This window comes from Rathayibacter sp. VKM Ac-2762 (assembly GCF_009866585.1).
Classification (GTDB): domain Bacteria; phylum Actinomycetota; class Actinomycetes; order Actinomycetales; family Microbacteriaceae; genus Rathayibacter.
The window spans coordinates 495,976-513,275 of sequence record NZ_CP047419.1 but is presented as its reverse complement, the minus strand read 5'-3'; the positions used below and the strand labels follow the sequence as shown (position 1 = coordinate 513,275).

The window sequence follows — 17,300 nt, the reverse complement described above, 5'->3', positions numbered from 1 at the left end:
CTAGTGATCAACCTAAGTAGCACACCGAAGAGAGAGACCGCTTTCGGTCTATCGCGCTCCGTTTGGGAGTTAGTGAACGCAAGGGCAACGAAAAGAGTTGCGCAGACCTGGGCGATGAGGGCTGAGCCGTCTGGTGCAATTTCCATGTTCGGGAGATTAGCCGGAACTCGGCGGGCGCGATGCGCCACTACGAAGCCCCTGCGGCTCGCAGCATCCCGCTGCGGACCGCAGGGGCTTTCTGTCGTTGTCGGCCTCGAGCGCGCCAGCAGCGCCACAGTTCACGCCGAACCGCCACGACGCTCAACCGCCCGCTAGACGATGGAACCATGACCAGCGCCAAGCACTACCTCGTGACGACACGCCGCCCGTGGGACGAAGCGCCGACCGTCCTCGGGATCTTCACCAGCCCCGACGACGCGGATGCCGCGATCGCTCGCGCGCAGCAGGACGGGCCGACGCCCGACCGCTACTCGATCGAGGGTTGGCGAGACGATCTACGGGTGGCGCCATGAATGTCGGTAGTCGCCGCGACGCGCGCGGCTCCAGGAACCCGATCTGACCCGACCGCAGCAGCCTCGCCCTCAGTACCAACGCACTACTCCACCTCCAGCACGACCGTCGTGCAGTTCGTGCAGGTCGTGTAGCTCAACGGTCCGATCTGCCCCTACGAACCGTGAGTGCTTGGGCAGGCCATCGCGCGGAAGCAGCCGCGGGCGCTTGCCTGCTTCCACAACTAGGACAGCGAAGCGGGCTCACCCGGCGGACCCGCCCAGTACCTCTTCCCGCCCGGCCCGCCTACCCTGCCCTCCTCGCGCTACAGTCCATTAGCCGCACGGGCGCGAGGAGGGGCAATGCTGAGGGCAGACTTTGAGGCGCATGTGATATGGGGGTCTCTAGATCGGATTCACGAGTTATGCGATCAGGTACGAACTGATTGTGACGACGTCGAGTTGCCCATCGTTGAGCGTGTGGCGTTCTACGCGAGCCACATCCAGTCGTTTTATCCAATGGGCGCGACAAGCGCCGCTTTGTTCACGGCGCATATGTTATCTGGGGTCGAGGGGGTTCTTAACGAAGTCGAACAGTACCTACAAAGCAGACTGCGTATGGGTTCGACTTCTGGTTATGCTGAGCTCGCAGCTCAATCGGCTGAATCGTCTCTGAACTTGATGGGGGCTTGGCCTAGGCCGTATGGACGCGGTGGTCAAGTTCAACAAATGGAGACGCTTTATGAGGATCTATTGGAGGAGCAGCGAAAGTCGGTTCTAGAGCTTGCTCGACGACACGAGCAACTGCGTGAAGAAGTAACTGATTCCTCCGCAGCACTCGCACAGAACGCAGAAGAAGTGGTTGTATCCATCAAGGAGTTGGCCGCTAAGGCCGATACCACTCACGAAGCAGTAAACGCGGAAAAAACGCGAATTGACACCGTTGTGACTGACGGCCAGGACGCAATTAACGACATTAAGAAAGAAAATCAGGCAAACTACGAGGCCTTTCTCGACGACCGCAGACTAAAGTTCGAAGATGAAGTGCAGCCCATTATGAAAAAGATATCAGCCGAGCTGGAGGAGGCGGAAGAAAAGCTCAAGCGACTGAGGATCGCAGAACACGAGTTCGCGAACCTCTCCAGTGCGGCCGCTAACGATAAATTGTCCAGACACTTCGCGCAGGAGGCGAAAACGAGCCGATGGGTAGGAATCGGCTCGTACGTTTTGGGCCTTCTCTTGCTGGGGGCAGGTGCTACCCCCCTAGTAACCTCTGCGCTGGGCGGGGGCACGGGAGAGGAAAACTGGCCTCACTTTCTTACGCGTCTGGCGATCGCCCTAGTCGCTGGCTCTGCGGCAACGGTCACGATTCGATTGGGATCTCGGTTCATCGAAAGTGCGAACGTAAGCAAGAGGATGGAGCTTGAGATGCGCACCTTCGGACCCTTCCTCGAGAATGTGACAGACAAAGACGCTGTTGATGCTGCACGGATCGAGCTGATCGACCGCTCTTTCGGTAAGACTTTCGGTAGTAGCCAGAGCGACAAGAACGAACCGGAGGCACTTCCTGTGAGTACCTTCACGCAAATACTGGCAGCGGTGTCTCGGGTTGCCGGAAGGTCCTGATAGCCACGAGCCCGGGGCTGAGTGCGGCTAAAGAGTGCCGCCGGTCACCCTATTAGCGGCAAACCATCCGCGACGAAGAGGCTCATTTAGCTATGGTTGCAGGATGCCCCGGGTCAAGCAGACGCTCACCGCCGTGCAGACGACGCGCCTTCGAGCCGCACAGCGCTGCCTAGACGAAGCGCAAGCCGACCTTCGCGACGTCGCCCGCGACTTGCTGGACGAAGGCGCGTCAATCCGTGAGCTCGCAGCGGCAGCCGAGGTTTCGACGAACACAGTGCAGAAGTGGAAGCGCGGAGAGTAGCCCAACGAGAGCATCAACACTTGGCGAGCGACGCGACGGTCACGTTTCGCGCCCAGTCGCTTGAGCCCTAGATACAGACGGCAAACTGGGGTGGTGAGCACCACGGAGCATCACCAAGTCCTGGTTACCCAGCTGTGCGCTGACGCGATCATCTTCGGGGTCTACGCCACACGCGAGGATGCAGAGGCGGCGGTCCTAGAGGTGACCTCCTTCGAACCGAGCCCCGACGTGTACCGCCGCGAAACATGACGGGACGGCCGGAGGGTCGACTAGAACTCGACGCAGACACTCCTAGCGCCAGTTCTGTGGCCTTGAGCCGCAAGAGAGCGGCCGGGACATGTGCGCGAGTTAGGTGCCGAACCTGTACGGGAGCGGTCGGCGTCGATGCGCGGGTCAACGATGAGCGCCTTAGCGGGAAGGTCCGTGCGGATCGAGACCGTGCATGTACGGTCGAAGATCTTCGGCGGACGGCGGCGGAATGACCGGCACGAGGTGATCCGGGCGCTGTAGGGGGTCGAGCGCGTCCGCACGGTCGCGTGCCCAACGCAGCCACTCGCGGAGATCCTCGGGCGCAGCGGCCAGCAACTCTCGTTCCGCAGCATTGACGTAGGTGCGGAGGTCCTTCGCTTGAGTCCATCTCTCGACCTGCTTCGACAGCTCGGCGACGCGTGCAGCCTCCGAGTGCCGTGTGATCGCTTGAGCGTGAACCGCCTCCCAATGAGCCTGATGCCGTCGGCGGGCTCGCCCCTCTTGCTGCCGGCGTTCCTTGAGCTTCAGTTCCGTGATCGCGATGGTGCGCATCAATTCGTCGATCGCCAGGCCCATGGGCTTGAGCGGGCGCTTCGTCTCACGGAATCGGGTTCCGTCGTTGCCTTGGAACCAACCGAAGAGACGCAGCTCGAGACGGCCTGTGGATACGAACTCAGTGGTTCGTCCGCCAATCCATGCCGGGCCGCGACTAGAAGCGCCGTAAGGGATCGGCTTGCCCCCCTGCGCGGAGATTTCGCGAATCTGCACGGCGTAGCGAGCCTCCACCGCTTGCACGTCGAAGTGAGCGTCCTCGGCCCGCCAAGTGTCATACCGCCACTCCTTTGAAGGCGCGTGCTTCAGAACCTCCCAACCACGGCTCGCCGCATCCTCTATCGCCGCCTCCAAGACGCGGGCGGCGCGAGCCATGTGGTCGGCGGTGACGAAACTGCGTCGAGGGTCCCCGAGGAAGGCTTTGGCGAGAGGATGCGTCACCCGGCCGTCGTCCGCGACCACGACGTAACCGTGCGGAACGACCTCCTCGAAGACCCCCACGATCTCGACGGCAGCAGTCCTGCTGAAGTACCAGGACCGACGGAGGATCATCTTCTTCCCCCGCTCCCTGCTGGGGCTCTCGAGGTACTCATCAACGAGGCGCTGATACATGGCCTCATCAGCGCTGTCCTCGAGCTCTAGAAGTCCGTCTGCTGCGCGAACTCGGGCATAAAGCTCGTCCGCCTCAGCGCTGGGCGGGCCCTGACTGTAGGCCGCATGCTGCTCGAGCCACTCCCGCCCGGCCGGCGTGATCATGGCACTCCAGCTCGGTCCTCGGCCGAGGACCCGTACGTAGCCACGCGTACCAAGCGCACGTGCCGTGATGCGGTGAGCGAAGCCGTCGGTGTACCGCTCCGGCGGGCAACCCTCCTCGACCCAGCGCAGGATCTCGACCTGCTTCCCGTTCAGAGTCAAAGGCAGTCGCGACATCTTCGTAGTCTGGTCGACGCTCACTCTCGGCTGTGTCGGTGGTCGCGGCGACGATCGGCTCATGGGAACCCGCTACGACCCGAACCACCCCGCCCGACCCCGCGAAGTGTCGGTCTACGAGCAGGCGTTCCGCAATGTCGGCGACGAGGCACCCTGGCTGCTCGCCTGGCGCGACGGGAAGGTGATGACCAACCCGGATACTGGTCGATACCTCTACAGCCACGAGGTGCCCGGACAGAGCGGGCAACGAAGCTCCCTAGGTTCGAGGCGGTGACGTCAAAGACACGCAAGCAGTCTTAGGCGTCCGGCGTTAAAGCAAAATGCCCGCCAAACTCGGGCTATGACTGACGGCAGTGGAAACGAGTACACCGGTGAGCAAGCGATCGATGCGGTCGGCCTCGCTCAGATGCTCAGCATCTCCGTGTGGAAGGCGCGGGAGCTGGGGAAGGACCCGATGTTCCCGTCGTTCAGGCTCGGCAACGAACATCGCTACTGGCCCTCAGCAGTCCGCGAGTACCTCAGCCGGCCCGTCGACCCGTGGAAGCAGTCCGCGCGGTCTCTCGGGCGGAAGCGCGTCGGACGCTAGACGTCCGGTTTCCGACCCCGCGGCAACGAAATGGCAACAAAGCAGCGAAAACGTCGGCCGCATCAGCAACCGGGCAACGCTGTAAAAACGCCAACTGGCGCCGATGCAGAGAGATGGTCGCCCGACAGCGGGGGTCGCGATCGCCCTCCGGAGGCAGGGGCGTAGGTTCGAATCCTACTGGGGGCACATCCGCGGTCCTCCGCTCTCCTCCCTCGCACACGGGCGCTCAGCTCCGGTGCTCGACGCCCCTCGAGGCGCACCCCTCCACCACGGACCGAGCGGCGTCACCCGGTGGGCGACCGAGTCCGACCGTGGCGCTCCTCACCCGGCGCTCCGACCCTCCCCGGACAGCACGAAGGCCCGCGATCGTCGATCACGGGCCTTCGGAACGTTCACCACCGGCACTCGGCCGGTCGGGCTCACTCGTAAAGGTGGAAGGTGCCGGCGCAGTCGGCCGAGCAGAAGCCGTCGCGGCGACGGGCCGAGGCCGCTCCGCAGGCTTCGCAGCGGCGGCGTCCGAGCATCCGCGAGATCAGGCTCTGAGGCGCCGACGCGACCACCGAGACCGGGGTGTCGGGGCGCACGGGGGCTCCCGTGGTCGAATCGAGCTGGATCCCAGCGGTGTCGAGCGTGGCGCGAAGCATCCGTGTTCCTTCCGATCGGTGAACCATGTGCGAGCACTGTATTGCCAGTCCCTGAGATTCTGCGAAGGGCTTGACGCGGCTCGCGATCGAGAGTAGCCGAAATCGACATCTGTCGGTCAGTTGGGATCGACCCGGGGAACGACGAACAGCCCCGCCCCCTCCTGGCGGAGAGAGGCACGGCTGTTCGGGTGTCGGGGATCGGTGGGCGGACGACGCCGGAGCTCATGGGAGCGGGGCGTCGGGCCCGGAACGACCGGGAAGTGGGCCTAGTAGGCGCCGCTGGCGCTCCGGGTGTCGATCGCCACCGTCGATGCGGGAACCGGCACCGGTCGCAGGGCGGGGAGCGAGGCGCTCCTGCCCGTGCGGAACGGCAGCAGGACGAGCATGACGGGGAGAAGGACGATCCACAGGAGGACCGACAGCGCGAGACGCGCCCAGATGGAAAGAATATTGAGCATGTTTGTGCCGCCTTCGGGTGACGGTAGAGGTGAACTTCGCGAACAGTATCATCGGGCCGACGGGGGGAGAAGAGTAGAATTGCGCCACTGATCGCGCCACTCCCGCCACGCCCCCGAGCTGACTAGTACCCCTCATTCGTCGCCCAGCGCCGATCGGATGGGTCGATCCCGCATCCGATCGACACACGGCCCGCCCAGTGCGTCCTCCTGGGAGCCGGGCCGTAGGGTGAGCGCGTGAAGATCCTTGTCGTCGAAGACGATCCAGCCATGGGTGAGGCCCTCGTCGGCGGCCTCGAAGACGCCGGCTACGAGGCCGTGCTGACCACGAACGGCATCGACGCGCTCGTCGCGTTCAGCAACGCCGAGTTCTCGGCCGCCATCGTGGACGTCATGCTCCCGGCGATGTCGGGCTTCGAGATCTGCCGCCGGATCCGCGAGCTCGGCCGGCCCACGCCGATCATGCTGCTGACCGCGCGGGACGCGATCGAGGACCGCGTCTTCGGGCTCGACGCCGGAGCGGACGACTACCTGACCAAGCCGTTCGCGTTCACCGAGCTCAACGCGCGCCTCCGGGCCCTCCTGCGCCGCAGCCCGTCGCTGATGTCCACCTCGATCGACGTCGGACGCATCACCGTGGACGGATCGAGCATCCGGCGCACCGCCGACGGCTCGCGCATCCACGTCAGCCCGAAGGAGCTCGAGCTCCTCAAGCTCCTCATCACTCCCGTCGGCTCCGTCGTGACCCGCCAGCGGATCCTCTCCGAGATCTGGGGCGGCGGCGAGATCGTCGACAACAACATCGTCGACCAGTACGTCAGCTACCTGCGCAAGAAGCTCCCGACCGAGGACACGGGCGTCAGCATCGTGACCGTCCGCGGCAAGGGCTACTTCCTCCGCCCGGTCGAGTAGCCCGTGTCGCGGATGAGCACGGCACGCCGCCGGGTCGGCGCGCTCTCGATCCGCGCGAGGATCACCGTGGGAACGGTCGCTGTGGCGACCGCCCTCTTCGCGCTCGCGGCGCTGCTCTTCTACCAGGTGGTCACCGGCATCGTCGACCGCAGTGAGCGGACGATCCTGATGTCGATCGAGGACGAGGTGCGCCGCGACATCTCGGCGGGCAACGTCCCGCGCACGCAGGGCTCGTCGACGGGCCAGCTGTTCCTCGCCCTCGCGCCCGACGGGAGCGTCAGCACCTCGACCATGCCCTCGCGGCTGAGCGGCGAGGTGCTCAGCGCTCTGGCGGAGGAGCCGGCCGACACCTCGCCCCGGTACGCCGACGTGACGACGGCGAACGGCAGCTACCTGGTCCGCTTCACGGCCATCGAGAGCGATCGCGGCGTCTGGCAGGTCGCCTCCGCCCGCGATCAGGCCGCGTCGCAGCTCGTCCTCGACGACTTCGCCCACGTGCTCGTCTACGCCGCGATCTTCCTCGTCGTCACGTTCGGGCTCGCCTCGTGGATCCTGACGGGCGCGGCCCTCGCCCCGGTGCGCCGGATGCGGGCGCGCGCGGATCAGATCGCCGCCGAGCCCGGGCAGGGCGACCAGCTCCCGGTCGTCGGCACGCGCGACGAGATCGACGAGCTCGCGGTGACGCTGAACGCGTTCCTGACCAAGCAGACCGCGTCGCTGGCCCGGGAGAAGCAGATGGTGTCGGATGCGAGCCACGAGCTCCGCACTCCCCTCGCCGCGCTCTCCGCGCAGCTCGAGATCGCCCACCATCGCGTCGACGATCCGGTCGCGGTCGACCGGGTCATCCTCGACGCGCAGAAGAGCGTCGACCGGCTCGTGCGCCTCGCGTCCGCCCTGCTCGACATCTCGCGCATCGAGAGCCGCACCGTCCGCCCGACCGCTCCCTTCGCCGAGCTCGTCGACGAGCTGGTGGGCGCCGTCGACCGCACCCGCCTGCTCGCCTCGGAGTCGGGGGTGGAGATCGACTACGAGATCGACGAGCGCGAGCCGGCCCGGCTCTACGCGGTCGCGTCCCAGGACTTCGGCCGGGTGATCGACAACCTCGTGAGGAACGCGATCCAGGCTATGAACGGCGGCGGCATGATCGTCGCCTCCCTCTCGCAGTCGGACGGGCGCCTGATGCTCAGCGTCTCGGACGACGGACCGGGGATGCCCGACGCCTTCATCCCGGTCGCCTTCGACCGCTTCTCCCGCCCGGACGACTCCCGGACCCTCGCCTCCGGCGGCAGCGGTCTCGGACTGGCCCTGGTGCACACCACCGTGCTCTCGGCCGGCGGGACGGTCGCCCTGGTCAACCGCTCCCCCCGGGGTCTCGCGGTCGACATCGTCCTCCCGCCCGTCGGCTCCGCCTGAGCCGCCCCGCCCCGCCCCGCCCCGCCCCGGGAACGACGAAGGCCCCCGGCGGACCGGGGGCCTTCGTGGAGGATCGTCAGCGCGGGTCGTCCTCGGGGCGGACGGGCTGCGGCTGCGGGTCGCCGATCGCAGCGGGCGGCGGAGCCCAGGCCGTCTGCGGCGCCTCCGCCGGGGAGGTGCCGCCGTCGAGCAGGTTGCGCGCGCGGTTGACCACCTCGGGGTCCACGAGCACGGAGTAGCTGGTCGCGATCACCTGCATGGTCGAGGTGAAGTCGCGACGGCGGCGGTTCACGGCGTAGGAGGCGAGCCCGAAGAGCATCCCGAAGCCGGCGCCGAGGAGGACCGCCGCGATGAGGAAGGAGAACTCCGTCGTCGGCGAGAAGATGATGAGCAGGAGGCCCAGGAAGACACCGAGCCAGGCGCCGGAGGCCGCTCCGGCGAGGGCGACGCGGCCCCAGGTGAGCTTGCCGGTCACCCGCTCGACGCTCTTGAGCTCGTTGCCGATGATGGCGAGCTGGCGCACCGGGAAGTCGGCGCGGGCGAGCACGTCGACGGCGGCCTGCGCCTCCTGGTACGTGTCGAAAGTGGCGAGGATCTCCCCGCGCGGGATCGTGGGGAAGGCCGGCCCTCGGCCGCTGAACGGCGTCTGCTGAGTCACCCGGACAGAATCGCACGGGCCACTTGAAGGTCTCTGAACGGATTCGGAGAACCGGCCGAGGGCGAGCCGGGAACGCTCGGCGTCCGCCCGGCTGCACGGGACTAGGTTTGTAGCCGTGAGTTCCGCCAGAGTCTTCGTCGCGCGCTTGGCCGGATGCAGTGTCTTCGACCCGGCCGGCGATCGCGTCGGCAAGGTCCGCGACGTGCTCCTGGTCTACCGGCAGAACGACGCCCCGCGGGTGGTCGGCCTGGTGGTCGAGATCCCCGGGCGCCGTCGCGTCTTCGTGTCGATCGGCCGGGTCACCAGCATCGGCAGCGGCCAGATCATCACCACCGGGCTCATCAACGTGCGCCGCTTCGAGCAGCGGGGCGGCGAGGTCCGCGTCATCGCCGAGCTACTCGGCCGCCGGGTGAGCTTCGTGGACGGCTCCGGTGACGCGGTCGTCGAGGACGTCGCGATCGAGGAGGCCGCTCCCGGCGAGTGGGAGCTCGCGCAGCTCTTCGTCCGCCGGCCCAAGACCAGCCCCTCCCCCTTCGCCAAGGGCGCGACCGCCTTCGCCGGCTGGCGCGAGGTCCGCGAGAGCGTCTCGACCGAGGCGCAGTCCGCCGAGCAGTACGTCGCCAGCCTCTCCGAGCTCAAGCCCGCCGACCTCGCCAGCACGCTCCTCGATCTGCCGCAGCAGCGGATGCTCGAGGTCGCCGGCGAGCTCTCGGACGACCGCCTCGCGGACGTGCTCGAGGAGATGCCCGAGAGCGAACAGGTCGAGATCCTCGGCCGGCTCGACGACGACCGCGCCGCCGACGTGCTCGACCAGATGCAGCCGGACGACGCGGCCGACCTGATCGCCCAGCTCTCGGAGGAGCGCGGCGAGGCGCTCCTGGAGCTGATGGAGCCCGAGGAGGCGGACGACGTCCGCATGCTCCTCACCTACGCTCCGGAGTCCGCCGGCGGTCTGATGACCACGGAGCCGATCATCGTCTCCTCCGAGGCGACCGTCGCCGAGGGTCTCGCCCTCATCCGCCGCCACGAGCTCGCCCCGGCACTCGGCGCCGCCGTCTGCGTCACACTGCCGCCCTACGAGCCGCCGACCGGCCGCTTCCTCGGCATGGTGCACTTCCAGCGGATGCTCCGCTACCCGCCGCACGAGCGCCTCGGCACCCTGCTCGACCAGAGCATGGACCCGATCACGCCCGAGACCTCGGCGGCCGAGGTCGCCCGGATCCTGGCCAGCTACAACCTCGTCTCGGTGCCCGTCGTCGACGCGTCCCACCGCCTCGTCGGCGTCGTGACCATCGACGACGTCCTCGACTACCTCCTCCCCGACGACTGGCGCAGCCACGGCGACGACGACGAACCGAGGAAGCCGGTGACGACGGCGACGCAGGGCGTCCCGCTCGTGCCGCCGGCACCCGCGGCGACAGGCAGGACACGACGGGGACGGAGGGGCGCGCGTGGCTAGGGACACCAAGCAGGACCGGCGCCTGGACGCTCCCAAGGGCTTGCGCACCCGCGTCCTCTCGCGGCGGAACCGCCCGAGCAGCGACCGCTTCGGCCGCCTGACCGAGTCGTTCGCCCGCGGCATGGGCACGCCGTGGTTCCTGGTCGGGATGACGATCTTCTGCGTCTTCTGGCTGATGTTCAACACCTACGGGCCCGCGGACGCTCGCTTCGACTCTCAGGCCCTCGGCTTCACGGTGCTGACGCTGATCCTCTCGCTGCAGGCCTCCTACGCCGCGCCGCTCCTGCTGCTCGCGCAGAACCGACAGGACGACCGCGACCGCGTGCAGATCGAGCAGGACCGGCAGCGGGCCGAGCGCAACCTCGCGGACACCGAGTACCTCGCGCGCGAGGTCGTGGCCCTGCGCCTGGCGATCCGCGACATGGCGAGCAAGGACTTCATCCGCTCGGAGCTGCGCGGCCTGCTCGAGGAGCTCGAGAAGGATCGGGCGCAGGAGCCCGAGCGGCGCGATGCCTGACGTCGCCGCCATCGAGACCGCCGTCAGGACGGCGCTGGCCCGGGTCGTCGATCCGGAGATCCGGAAGCCCATCACCGAGCTCGACATGCTCGAGTCGGTCGAGGCGGCCGTCGACGGAGCGGTCCGCGTCGCGATCCGGCTGACCATCGTCGGCTGCCCGGCCGCCTCCGCGATCGAGCGCGACGTACGCGAGGCCGCGGCCTCGGCTCCCGGAGTCACGGCGGTCGACGTCGTGGTCGGAGTGATGACGCCGGCGCAGCGCACCGCCCTCACCGAGCGCCTCCAGGGCGGCCGCCGGAGCATGCCCTTCGGCCCGGACTCGCTCACCCGCGTGTACGCGGTCACCAGCGGCAAGGGCGGTGTCGGCAAGTCGACCGTCACCGCCAACCTCGCGGTCGCCCTCGCTCAGCGGGGGCTCGCGGTCGGCCTCGTGGACGCCGACGTGCACGGCTTCTCCATCCCCGGCCTGCTCGGCCTGATGCACGACGGGCGGGTCGCGAAGCCCACCCGCGTCGGCGAGCTCATGCTGCCGCCGGTGGCGCACGGCGTGAAGGTCATCTCGATCGGGATGTTCCTCGAGGGCGACACCCGGGGGGCGGCCGTCTCCTGGCGCGGACCCATGCTGCACCGCACCATCTCCCAGTTCCTCACCGACGTGTACTTCGGCGACCTCGACGTGCTCCTGCTCGACCTGCCTCCCGGCACGGGGGATGTGGCGATCTCCATCGGGCAGCTGCTCCCGCATGCGGAGGTCCTCATCGTCACCACCCCGCAGCCGGCGGCCGCCGACGTGGCCGAGCGCAGCGGCGCGCTCGCCCGCCAATCGGGTCAGCGCATCGTCGGAGTGGTCGAGAACATGTCGGGGCTTCCGCAGCCCGACGGCTCGGTGCTGGAGCTCTTCGGCAGCGGAGGCGGGGCCGAGGTCGCGCGTCGGCTCACTGCGACGGGCGACGAGGTGCCGCTGCTCGCGTCGCTGCCGATCTCCGTGGCGCTGCGGGCAGGGGGCGACGAGGGCGTGCCCGTCGTCGTCGGCGATCCGAAGGATCCTGCTGCCCGGGCGATCGACGCCCTGGCGGCGTCGCTCGCCGCGCGGCCGCGGGGACTGACCGGCCGTCGGCTTCCGCTCGCCGTCGGCTGACGCCTCCGCGCGGCTTCGTGCGGGCGGTGCCGATCGAGACGCCCTCCGGGCGCTCCTCGCGGAGCAGGGCTCAGGTGGCCTCGGAGTCGATCGGCGGCGGCGCGACGCTCGAGAGCGTGCCGGACGAGACGGAGCGCTGCATCGTCGTGTAGTAGCTGTCCTGCGCGGAGCCGGTGCCGCCCGGCACGACCGGAGCGGCGACAGCGGTGGGCGGCTTCACGGTGGGGGCCGGATCGTCCTCGAGCAGGGCGTCGCGGATGATGCGGCGAGGATCGTACTGGCGCGGGTCGAGCTTCTTCCAGTCGACGTCGTTGAACTCGTCGCCCATCTCGTCCTTGACGCGCTCCCGGGCCTGCGTGGCGAATCCGCGCACCTTGCGCACGAGCTGCCCGAGCTGGGCGGCGTAGTGCGGGAGGCGGTCGGGACCCAGCACGAAGACGGCGATGACCCCGATGATGAGGAGCTTGTCGAACGTCAGACCGAACACGAGGACAACACTAACCCGCCGCGCCTCCCTCGCGGAGCCCGCGCGCCACCGTACCCTGACGATGCCCGGGCGCGATCCGCCCGGTGCACCGATCAGAGGAGCGCCCCCGTGTCCGACAAGGATGCCAACTGGAAGTACGCCGAGGACGCGGTCGTCGAGTCGGAGGCCATCGCCTCGGCCCGCCGGCTCTCGGTCGAGCTGGGCATCGACGCCGTCTCCCCCTCGATCGGCGCGCAGGCCGCGCTGGTCGCCGCCGCGGCGCGCGCGACCTCCATCATCGAGATCGGCACCGGCACCGGAGTGAGCGGCCTGTGGCTGCTCGACGGCGCCCCCGAGGCGATGCTCACCTCGATCGACTCCGAGGCGGTGCACCAGCAGCACGCGCGCGCCCAGTTCCACGAGGCGGGCATCTCGCCCAACCGGCTCCGGCTCATCCCGGGCCGCGCCCTCGAGGTGCTGCCCCGGATGAACGAGAACTCCTACGACATCGTCTTCGTCGACGGCGATCCGCTGCAGGTCATCGAGAACGTCGAGCACGCGCTGCGGCTCGTCCGTCCGGGCGGGACGGTCCTCGTCCCCCACGCGCTCTGGCGCGGACGCGTGGCCAACCCCGCGCAGCGCGACGAGATCGCGACGGCGTTCCGCACGCTGGTGGCCGAGGTCTGCGCCTCCCCCGCCGTGGTCAGCGTGCTCTCGCCGATCGGCGACGGCCTGCTGCAGGCCAACAAGCGCCGCGCCTGACGAGCGCGGCCGACCGCGGACAGACGGAACGCCCGCCGCACGGTGTGCGACGGGCGTTCACGACGGTGCGGATCAGGCGGGAGACACCACCGACGCGAGCGCGTCGTGCAGCTCTTTCGCCTCTGCATCGTTGACCGAGACGACGAGGCGTCCGCCTCCTTCGAGCGGAACGCGCACGACGATGAGTCGGCCCTCCTTAACAGCCTCCATCGGTCCGTCTCCGGTCCTCGGCTTCATGGCCGCCATAGAGTTCCCCTTTCGTGACGTATCCCCCTATTATCGTGCATCCGCGGGGGTGTTCCGAACCGCGCCCGGAAGTCGGGCGTCAGCCGATCACGGCGGGGACCAGTCGCCGGGGGTGAACACCCAGCACAGCAGCACCCAGACGATCTGCCCGACGATCGATGCGGCCACCACGAACACCCTCAGGAGGGTCGACCGCGGCACCGCGAGCGCCCCGGCCAGCGGGAACATCGGCATCAGGATGCGGAACGTACTCGACTGCGGGTAGAAGAACGCGAAGAGGTAGATCGCGTAGCCGCCGACCCAGAGCCGCGAGAAGACGTCGAGGCTGCGCGTGGCCCGCGAGAACAGGATCGCCAGGAATCCGAGCACCACCACGACGGTGATGCCCATGCCCGTGATCGGCGAGCCGAACCAGAGGCCTCCCCACCAGCCCCCACCGGCGAACCAGGAGGTGAAGGGGATGAGCTCGCCCTCGCCGATGAAGACGCTGCGCCAGGCGAGCTCGGTGTCGGTGTAGGCGGTGAAGGAGCCGGTCACGGCCCAGGCGATGAGCAGCCAGGCGAAGCCCACCGCGAGGGACCAGACCGTGAGCGAGACCGTGAAGGCGAACTCCCGGCGGGCGAACGGCTCGGTGCCGCGCACGTGGCGCCAGACGCGGTAGAGGAAGTAGAGGCCCGTCATCGCCGCGATCGCGAGGCCGCTCGGGCGCAGGAGCCCCACGACCAGCACGACGGGGAACGTCCAGATCCACTTGCGGCGCACCAGCAGGAGGAGCAGCACGGCCGTCAGGAGGATGCCGCCGGACTCGGCGTAGCCGATCTGCAGGATCGGGGACGTCGGAGCGACGCAGAAGAAGACGATCCCCATCAGCGCCTGGCCCTCGCTGAGCGAGACGCGGAACAGCCGGTAGATCACCAGGCACGCCGCTGCACTGCAGACCAGGGCGACGAGCACCGCCGCGTTCGCCCAGTCGAGCCCGGTGATGTTCATCAGGCCGCGGACGGTGAACGGGTAGACGGGCATGAACGCCCAGGGGTTCTGCTCCACGGCTCCGGACGGCGAGAGCGGCAGGACCGACGGGTACCCCGTCATCCCGATCCGCTCGTACCAGCCGCCGTCCCACGTCGTCGCGAACCGGACGTAGGTGTCGCGGAGTCCCGTCCACTCGACGCCCTGACGCACGGCGCCGACACGGAGCATGATCACGGTCGTGACGACCCGGGACACGGCGAAGACCAGGAGCACCTGGATCCACCACGGGATCCTCCGGAGCAGACCCCAGCGGGAGCGGGACGGAGAGGCGTCCTCCGTCTCCGGCGCGATCGCGGTGGCGCTCACGCGAGCGGCCCGCGGTCCGTCGAGGAGGCGGAGGGGGTCGTCAGCGGGGAGCGGGCGGGTGTCGCCGCGGCTCGCCGGCGGGTCGGCCGGAGGAGGGGCGACGCGTGTCGCGGCTCACCGGCTGGCGTGAGGGGAGACATTCCGACGAGCATACCCGTGCGGGAGTCGGGAGTCCCCGGAGGAGCACCGCGCCGGGCGGGCGCGCACCACGATCACGGCGGGGTCCAGTCCGATCCGGCGACGGCCCAGCAGATCGAGATCCAGACGATCTGGCCGCCGATCCCGAGCAGGACCAGCGCGATGCGGAAGACCGGCGAGCGCGGCACCGCCAGCGCTCCGACGAGCGGGAACATCGGGCCCAGCAGCCGGAAGGTGCTCGACTGCGGGAAGAAGAACGCCAGCAGGTAGACGCCGTACCCGGCGACCCAGGCCCGGCTGAAGAGATCGAGCCGCCGTGTCCACGGTGCGGCGAGGATCCCGACGAACGCCGCCAGCAGGAGCACCACCAGCACGACGCCGACGGCCGGAGCACCGAACCACCACGAGCCCCACCAGGCGCCGCCCTGGAACCACGGCGTCAGCGGGAGCAGCTCCTGGTAGCCGATGTAGACCGCACGCCACGCCAGCTCGGTGTCGGTGTACGCGTTCATCGACCCGGTGACGGCCCACGCCACGGCGGGCCAGAGGAAGCCGACCACGAGCCCCCACGCCGTCAGGCCCACGGCCGGCAGCCACTCCGACCGAGGGAACGGCTCCGTGCGGCGCCGGACGAACCGGTAGACGACGTACAGGCCGAGCGCGGCGGCGAAGGCGAGCCCGCTCGGCCGCGTCAGGCCCAGCAGCAGCACGACGGGCACGACCGCGAGCCAGCGCCGCCGCACCAGGAGGAGGAGCGTGACCGCGGTCAGCAGCATCGCCATCGACTCCGCGTAGGCGAGCTGCATCAGCGGCGAGGTCGGCGCCACGCAGAACAGCAGCACCGCCGTCAGCGACTGCGACTCGCCGAGGGAGTGCCGGAAGAGGCGGTACAGGACGAGGCAGGCTCCGGCTCCGCACAGGACGGAGACGGTCACGGCGGCCGGAGCCCAGGTGAGACCGGTGACCGCCATCAGCGCCTTCACGACCCCCGGGTAGAGCGGCATGAAGGCCCAGGCGTTCTCCCCCACGTGGCCGTCCTGCGTGATCGGCAGGAAGTCGGGGTACCCGGTGGCCGCGATGATCTCGTACCAGCGGCCGTCCCACATCGACGCGAAGGCCGAGTAGGACGGGGAGGGGCCGGTCCACGGGTTCGCGAGCTGGTGCGCAGCGAACTGCAGCAGGATCACGGTCGTGACCACGCGGGTCGCGATGAACACCAGGAGGACGCGCGCCCACCACGGGACCAGGCGCAGGCGGAGGCGGACGGGGACGGCCGTGGCGGTCGCGCTCACGAGGACGCGGTCAGCCAGCGGCGGAGGCCCTCGGCGCACTCGGTGATCTCGTGCACCGCCACGCGCTCGTCGTCGGCGTGGGCCCGGAGCGGGTCGCCCGGTCCGTAGTTGACAGCCGGGATGCCCATGGCGGAGAACCGCGCGACGTCGGTCCAGCCGTACTTGGGCTTCGCCTCGGCTCCGACGGCCGCGAGGAAGGCCTGGGCCAGAGGTGCGTCCAGCCCCGGGCGGGCGCCCTCGGCCAGATCGTCCACCGTCACCTCGAACCCCTCGAAGAGCTCCTCGAGGTGGGCGAGCGCCTCCTCCCCGGACCGGTCGGGGGCGAAGCGGTAGTTGACCTGCACAGTGCAGAGGTCCGGGATCACGTTGCCCGCGACCCCGCCGGTGACGCGCACGGCGTTGACGCCCTCGCGGTACACGAGGCCCTCGACCTCGACCTCGCGCGGCACGTAGGCGGCGAGGCGGTCGAGGATCGGCGCGGCCGCGTGGATCGCGTTCTCGCCGACCCAGCTGCGGGCGGAGTGGGCGCGGACGCCGCGGGTGACCACGTCGACCCGGAGCGTCCCGTTGCAGCCGCCCTCCACTGCTCCACTCGTCGGCTCGCCGAGCACCGCGAAGTCGGCGGAGAAGAGGTCGGGGCGGTGCCGGGAGAGGCGGCCGAGGCCGTTGAGGTCCGCTGCGACCTCCTCGTTGTCGTACCACATCCAGGTGATGTCGACGGCCGGATCGGAGAGCTCGGCGGCGAGGACGAGCTGCACCGCCACTCCGGCCTTCATGTCGACGGTCCCGCGGCCGACCAGGTGCTCGACGCCGTCGATCGTCTCGGCGACGACGGGCAGGTTGCCGTTGACCGGCACCGTGTCCAGGTGCCCGGCGATCACGACGCGCTGGGCGAGGCCGAGGTTCGTCCGCGCCACGACGGTGTGGCCGTCGCGGATGACCTCGAGGTGGTCGTACTGCTCGAGCGCCCACTGCACCGCGTCCGCGATCTCGAGCTCGTCGCCCGAGACGGACGGGATGTCGCAGAGGATCCGCGTCAGGGCGACCGGATCGGTGCGCAGATCGAGCGGAGGGGCGGTGGTCGGATCGGCCATGCGCCCCAGGGTAGCGGCCGGACGCTCCGCGCTACC

The 17,300-nt window shown here is 69.0% G+C and carries 20 protein-coding genes; 11 read left to right on the top strand and 9 right to left on the bottom strand.

Annotated features, from left to right (window positions below; genetic code table 11):
• Window positions 1-326 precede the first annotated feature (326 nt).
• From GTU71_RS02465 to GTU71_RS02455, 3 genes are all read left to right on the top strand, one after another.
• Window positions 327-512 (top strand): hypothetical protein, encoded by a 186-nt coding sequence (locus GTU71_RS02465; protein WP_159939227.1) that lies wholly within the window; start codon window positions 327-329, stop codon window positions 510-512.
• A 456-nt stretch (window positions 513-968) separates the two neighbouring features.
• A complete protein-coding gene (locus GTU71_RS02460; protein ID WP_159939226.1) occupies window positions 969-2,114 on the top strand; it encodes a hypothetical protein in 1,146 nt (381 codons plus the stop codon).
• A 103-nt stretch (window positions 2,115-2,217) separates the two neighbouring features.
• Window positions 2,218-2,415: a hypothetical protein gene (locus tag GTU71_RS02455; RefSeq protein WP_159939225.1), complete on the top strand. Its 198-nt coding sequence runs from the start codon at window positions 2,218-2,220 to the stop codon at window positions 2,413-2,415.
• 408 nt (window positions 2,416-2,823) lie between these two features.
• Here GTU71_RS02455 and GTU71_RS02450 read toward each other — a convergent pair whose 3' ends face one another.
• On the bottom strand, window positions 2,824-4,170 hold the full coding sequence (locus GTU71_RS02450; protein ID WP_159939224.1) for a hypothetical protein: 1,347 nt from the start codon (window positions 4,168-4,170) through the stop codon (window positions 2,824-2,826).
• A 37-nt stretch (window positions 4,171-4,207) separates the two neighbouring features.
• Between GTU71_RS02450 and GTU71_RS02445 the strand changes: the two genes are divergently transcribed.
• Together GTU71_RS02445 and GTU71_RS02440 are read left to right on the top strand one after the other, a co-directional pair.
• A complete protein-coding gene (locus GTU71_RS02445) occupies window positions 4,208-4,420 on the top strand; it encodes a hypothetical protein (protein WP_159939223.1) in 213 nt (70 codons plus the stop codon).
• Between the two features lie 66 nt (window positions 4,421-4,486).
• On the top strand, window positions 4,487-4,732 hold the full coding sequence (locus GTU71_RS02440) for a hypothetical protein (RefSeq protein ID WP_159939222.1): 246 nt from the start codon (window positions 4,487-4,489) through the stop codon (window positions 4,730-4,732).
• Between the two features lie 419 nt (window positions 4,733-5,151).
• Here the strand turns inward: GTU71_RS02440 and GTU71_RS02435 are convergent, their stop codons facing one another.
• The gene (locus GTU71_RS02435; protein WP_104249561.1) at window positions 5,152-5,376 is read right to left on the bottom strand and encodes a hypothetical protein; all 225 of its coding nucleotides are present in this window, start codon (window positions 5,374-5,376) and stop codon (window positions 5,152-5,154) included.
• 266 nt (window positions 5,377-5,642) lie between these two features.
• Window positions 5,643-5,834, bottom strand: a complete 192-nt coding sequence (locus tag GTU71_RS02430; RefSeq protein ID WP_159939221.1) for a hypothetical protein — start codon at window positions 5,832-5,834, stop codon at window positions 5,643-5,645.
• Between the two features lie 234 nt (window positions 5,835-6,068).
• Between GTU71_RS02430 and GTU71_RS02425 the strand changes: the two genes are divergently transcribed.
• Together GTU71_RS02425 and GTU71_RS02420 are read left to right on the top strand one after the other, a co-directional pair.
• Complete coding sequence (locus GTU71_RS02425) at window positions 6,069-6,743, top strand: response regulator transcription factor (RefSeq protein ID WP_258059273.1); 675 nt, start codon at window positions 6,069-6,071, stop codon at window positions 6,741-6,743.
• 12 nt (window positions 6,744-6,755) lie between these two features.
• Entirely contained in the window at window positions 6,756-8,156 is a 1,401-nt protein-coding gene (locus GTU71_RS02420) for a HAMP domain-containing sensor histidine kinase (RefSeq protein WP_146076469.1), read from the top strand.
• A 76-nt stretch (window positions 8,157-8,232) separates the two neighbouring features.
• On the opposite strand, the gene GTU71_RS02415 is transcribed toward GTU71_RS02420, so the two are convergent.
• On the bottom strand, window positions 8,233-8,814 hold the full coding sequence (locus GTU71_RS02415) for a general stress protein (RefSeq protein WP_244230618.1): 582 nt from the start codon (window positions 8,812-8,814) through the stop codon (window positions 8,233-8,235).
• A 115-nt stretch (window positions 8,815-8,929) separates the two neighbouring features.
• On the opposite strand from GTU71_RS02415, the gene GTU71_RS02410 reads away from it, so the two are divergent.
• From GTU71_RS02410 to GTU71_RS02400, 3 genes are read left to right on the top strand one after another with little or no spacing between them, the layout of a single operon-like run.
• Window positions 8,930-10,273 (top strand): CBS domain-containing protein, encoded by a 1,344-nt coding sequence (locus tag GTU71_RS02410; protein ID WP_104225554.1) that lies wholly within the window; start codon window positions 8,930-8,932, stop codon window positions 10,271-10,273.
• Window positions 10,266-10,790 (top strand): DUF1003 domain-containing protein, encoded by a 525-nt coding sequence (locus GTU71_RS02405; RefSeq protein WP_104222991.1) that lies wholly within the window; start codon window positions 10,266-10,268, stop codon window positions 10,788-10,790. The genes GTU71_RS02410 and GTU71_RS02405 overlap by 8 nt, the downstream gene beginning before the upstream one ends.
• Complete coding sequence (locus GTU71_RS02400; protein WP_159939220.1) at window positions 10,783-11,928, top strand: Mrp/NBP35 family ATP-binding protein; 1,146 nt, start codon at window positions 10,783-10,785, stop codon at window positions 11,926-11,928. The genes GTU71_RS02405 and GTU71_RS02400 overlap by 8 nt, the downstream gene beginning before the upstream one ends.
• Before the next feature lie 70 nt (window positions 11,929-11,998).
• Here the strand turns inward: GTU71_RS02400 and GTU71_RS02395 are convergent, their stop codons facing one another.
• A complete protein-coding gene (locus GTU71_RS02395) occupies window positions 11,999-12,415 on the bottom strand; it encodes a twin-arginine translocase TatA/TatE family subunit (protein ID WP_146076468.1) in 417 nt (138 codons plus the stop codon).
• Window positions 12,416-12,523: 108 nt separating this feature from the next.
• Between GTU71_RS02395 and GTU71_RS02390 the strand changes: the two genes are divergently transcribed.
• Complete coding sequence (locus tag GTU71_RS02390) at window positions 12,524-13,156, top strand: class I SAM-dependent methyltransferase (protein ID WP_104222989.1); 633 nt, start codon at window positions 12,524-12,526, stop codon at window positions 13,154-13,156.
• A 72-nt stretch (window positions 13,157-13,228) separates the two neighbouring features.
• Here GTU71_RS02390 and GTU71_RS02385 read toward each other — a convergent pair whose 3' ends face one another.
• The 4 genes from GTU71_RS02385 to dapE form a co-directional block, all read right to left on the bottom strand.
• Window positions 13,229-13,402 carry a DUF3117 domain-containing protein gene (locus GTU71_RS02385; protein ID WP_068208299.1) on the bottom strand — a complete coding sequence of 58 codons (174 nt, stop codon included), beginning with the start codon at window positions 13,400-13,402 and terminating at the stop codon, window positions 13,229-13,231.
• Between the two features lie 87 nt (window positions 13,403-13,489).
• The gene (locus GTU71_RS02380) at window positions 13,490-14,740 is read right to left on the bottom strand and encodes a hypothetical protein (protein WP_104222988.1); all 1,251 of its coding nucleotides are present in this window, start codon (window positions 14,738-14,740) and stop codon (window positions 13,490-13,492) included.
• 212 nt (window positions 14,741-14,952) lie between these two features.
• Complete coding sequence (locus tag GTU71_RS02375; RefSeq protein WP_244230617.1) at window positions 14,953-16,170, bottom strand: hypothetical protein; 1,218 nt, start codon at window positions 16,168-16,170, stop codon at window positions 14,953-14,955.
• Window positions 16,167-17,264: a succinyl-diaminopimelate desuccinylase gene (gene dapE, locus GTU71_RS02370; protein ID WP_104246604.1), complete on the bottom strand. Its 1,098-nt coding sequence runs from the start codon at window positions 17,262-17,264 to the stop codon at window positions 16,167-16,169. The genes GTU71_RS02375 and dapE overlap by 4 nt, the downstream gene beginning before the upstream one ends.
• Window positions 17,265-17,300: the final 36 nt, after the last annotated feature.

Bases quoted from the DNA above. Each gene is read 5' to 3' on its own strand.
- GTU71_RS02465 (WP_159939227.1), top strand. From the start codon at position 327: ATGACCAGCGCCAAGCACTACCTCGTGACGACACGCCGCCCGTGGGAC.
- GTU71_RS02455 (WP_159939225.1), top strand. From the start codon at position 2,218: ATGCCCCGGGTCAAGCAGACGCTCACCGCCGTGCAGACGACGCGCCTT.
- GTU71_RS02445 (WP_159939223.1), top strand. From the start codon at position 4,208: ATGGGAACCCGCTACGACCCGAACCACCCCGCCCGACCCCGCGAAGTG.
- GTU71_RS02440 (WP_159939222.1), top strand. From the start codon at position 4,487: ATGACTGACGGCAGTGGAAACGAGTACACCGGTGAGCAAGCGATCGAT.
- GTU71_RS02435 (WP_104249561.1), bottom strand. From the start codon at position 5,376: ATGCTTCGCGCCACGCTCGACACCGCTGGGATCCAGCTCGATTCGACC.
- GTU71_RS02430 (WP_159939221.1), bottom strand. From the start codon at position 5,834: ATGCTCAATATTCTTTCCATCTGGGCGCGTCTCGCGCTGTCGGTCCTC.
- GTU71_RS02420 (WP_146076469.1), top strand. From the start codon at position 6,756: ATGAGCACGGCACGCCGCCGGGTCGGCGCGCTCTCGATCCGCGCGAGG.
- GTU71_RS02400 (WP_159939220.1), top strand. From the start codon at position 10,783: ATGCCTGACGTCGCCGCCATCGAGACCGCCGTCAGGACGGCGCTGGCC.
- GTU71_RS02385 (WP_068208299.1), bottom strand. From the start codon at position 13,402: ATGGCGGCCATGAAGCCGAGGACCGGAGACGGACCGATGGAGGCTGTT.
- dapE (WP_104246604.1), bottom strand. From the start codon at position 17,264: ATGGCCGATCCGACCACCGCCCCTCCGCTCGATCTGCGCACCGATCCG.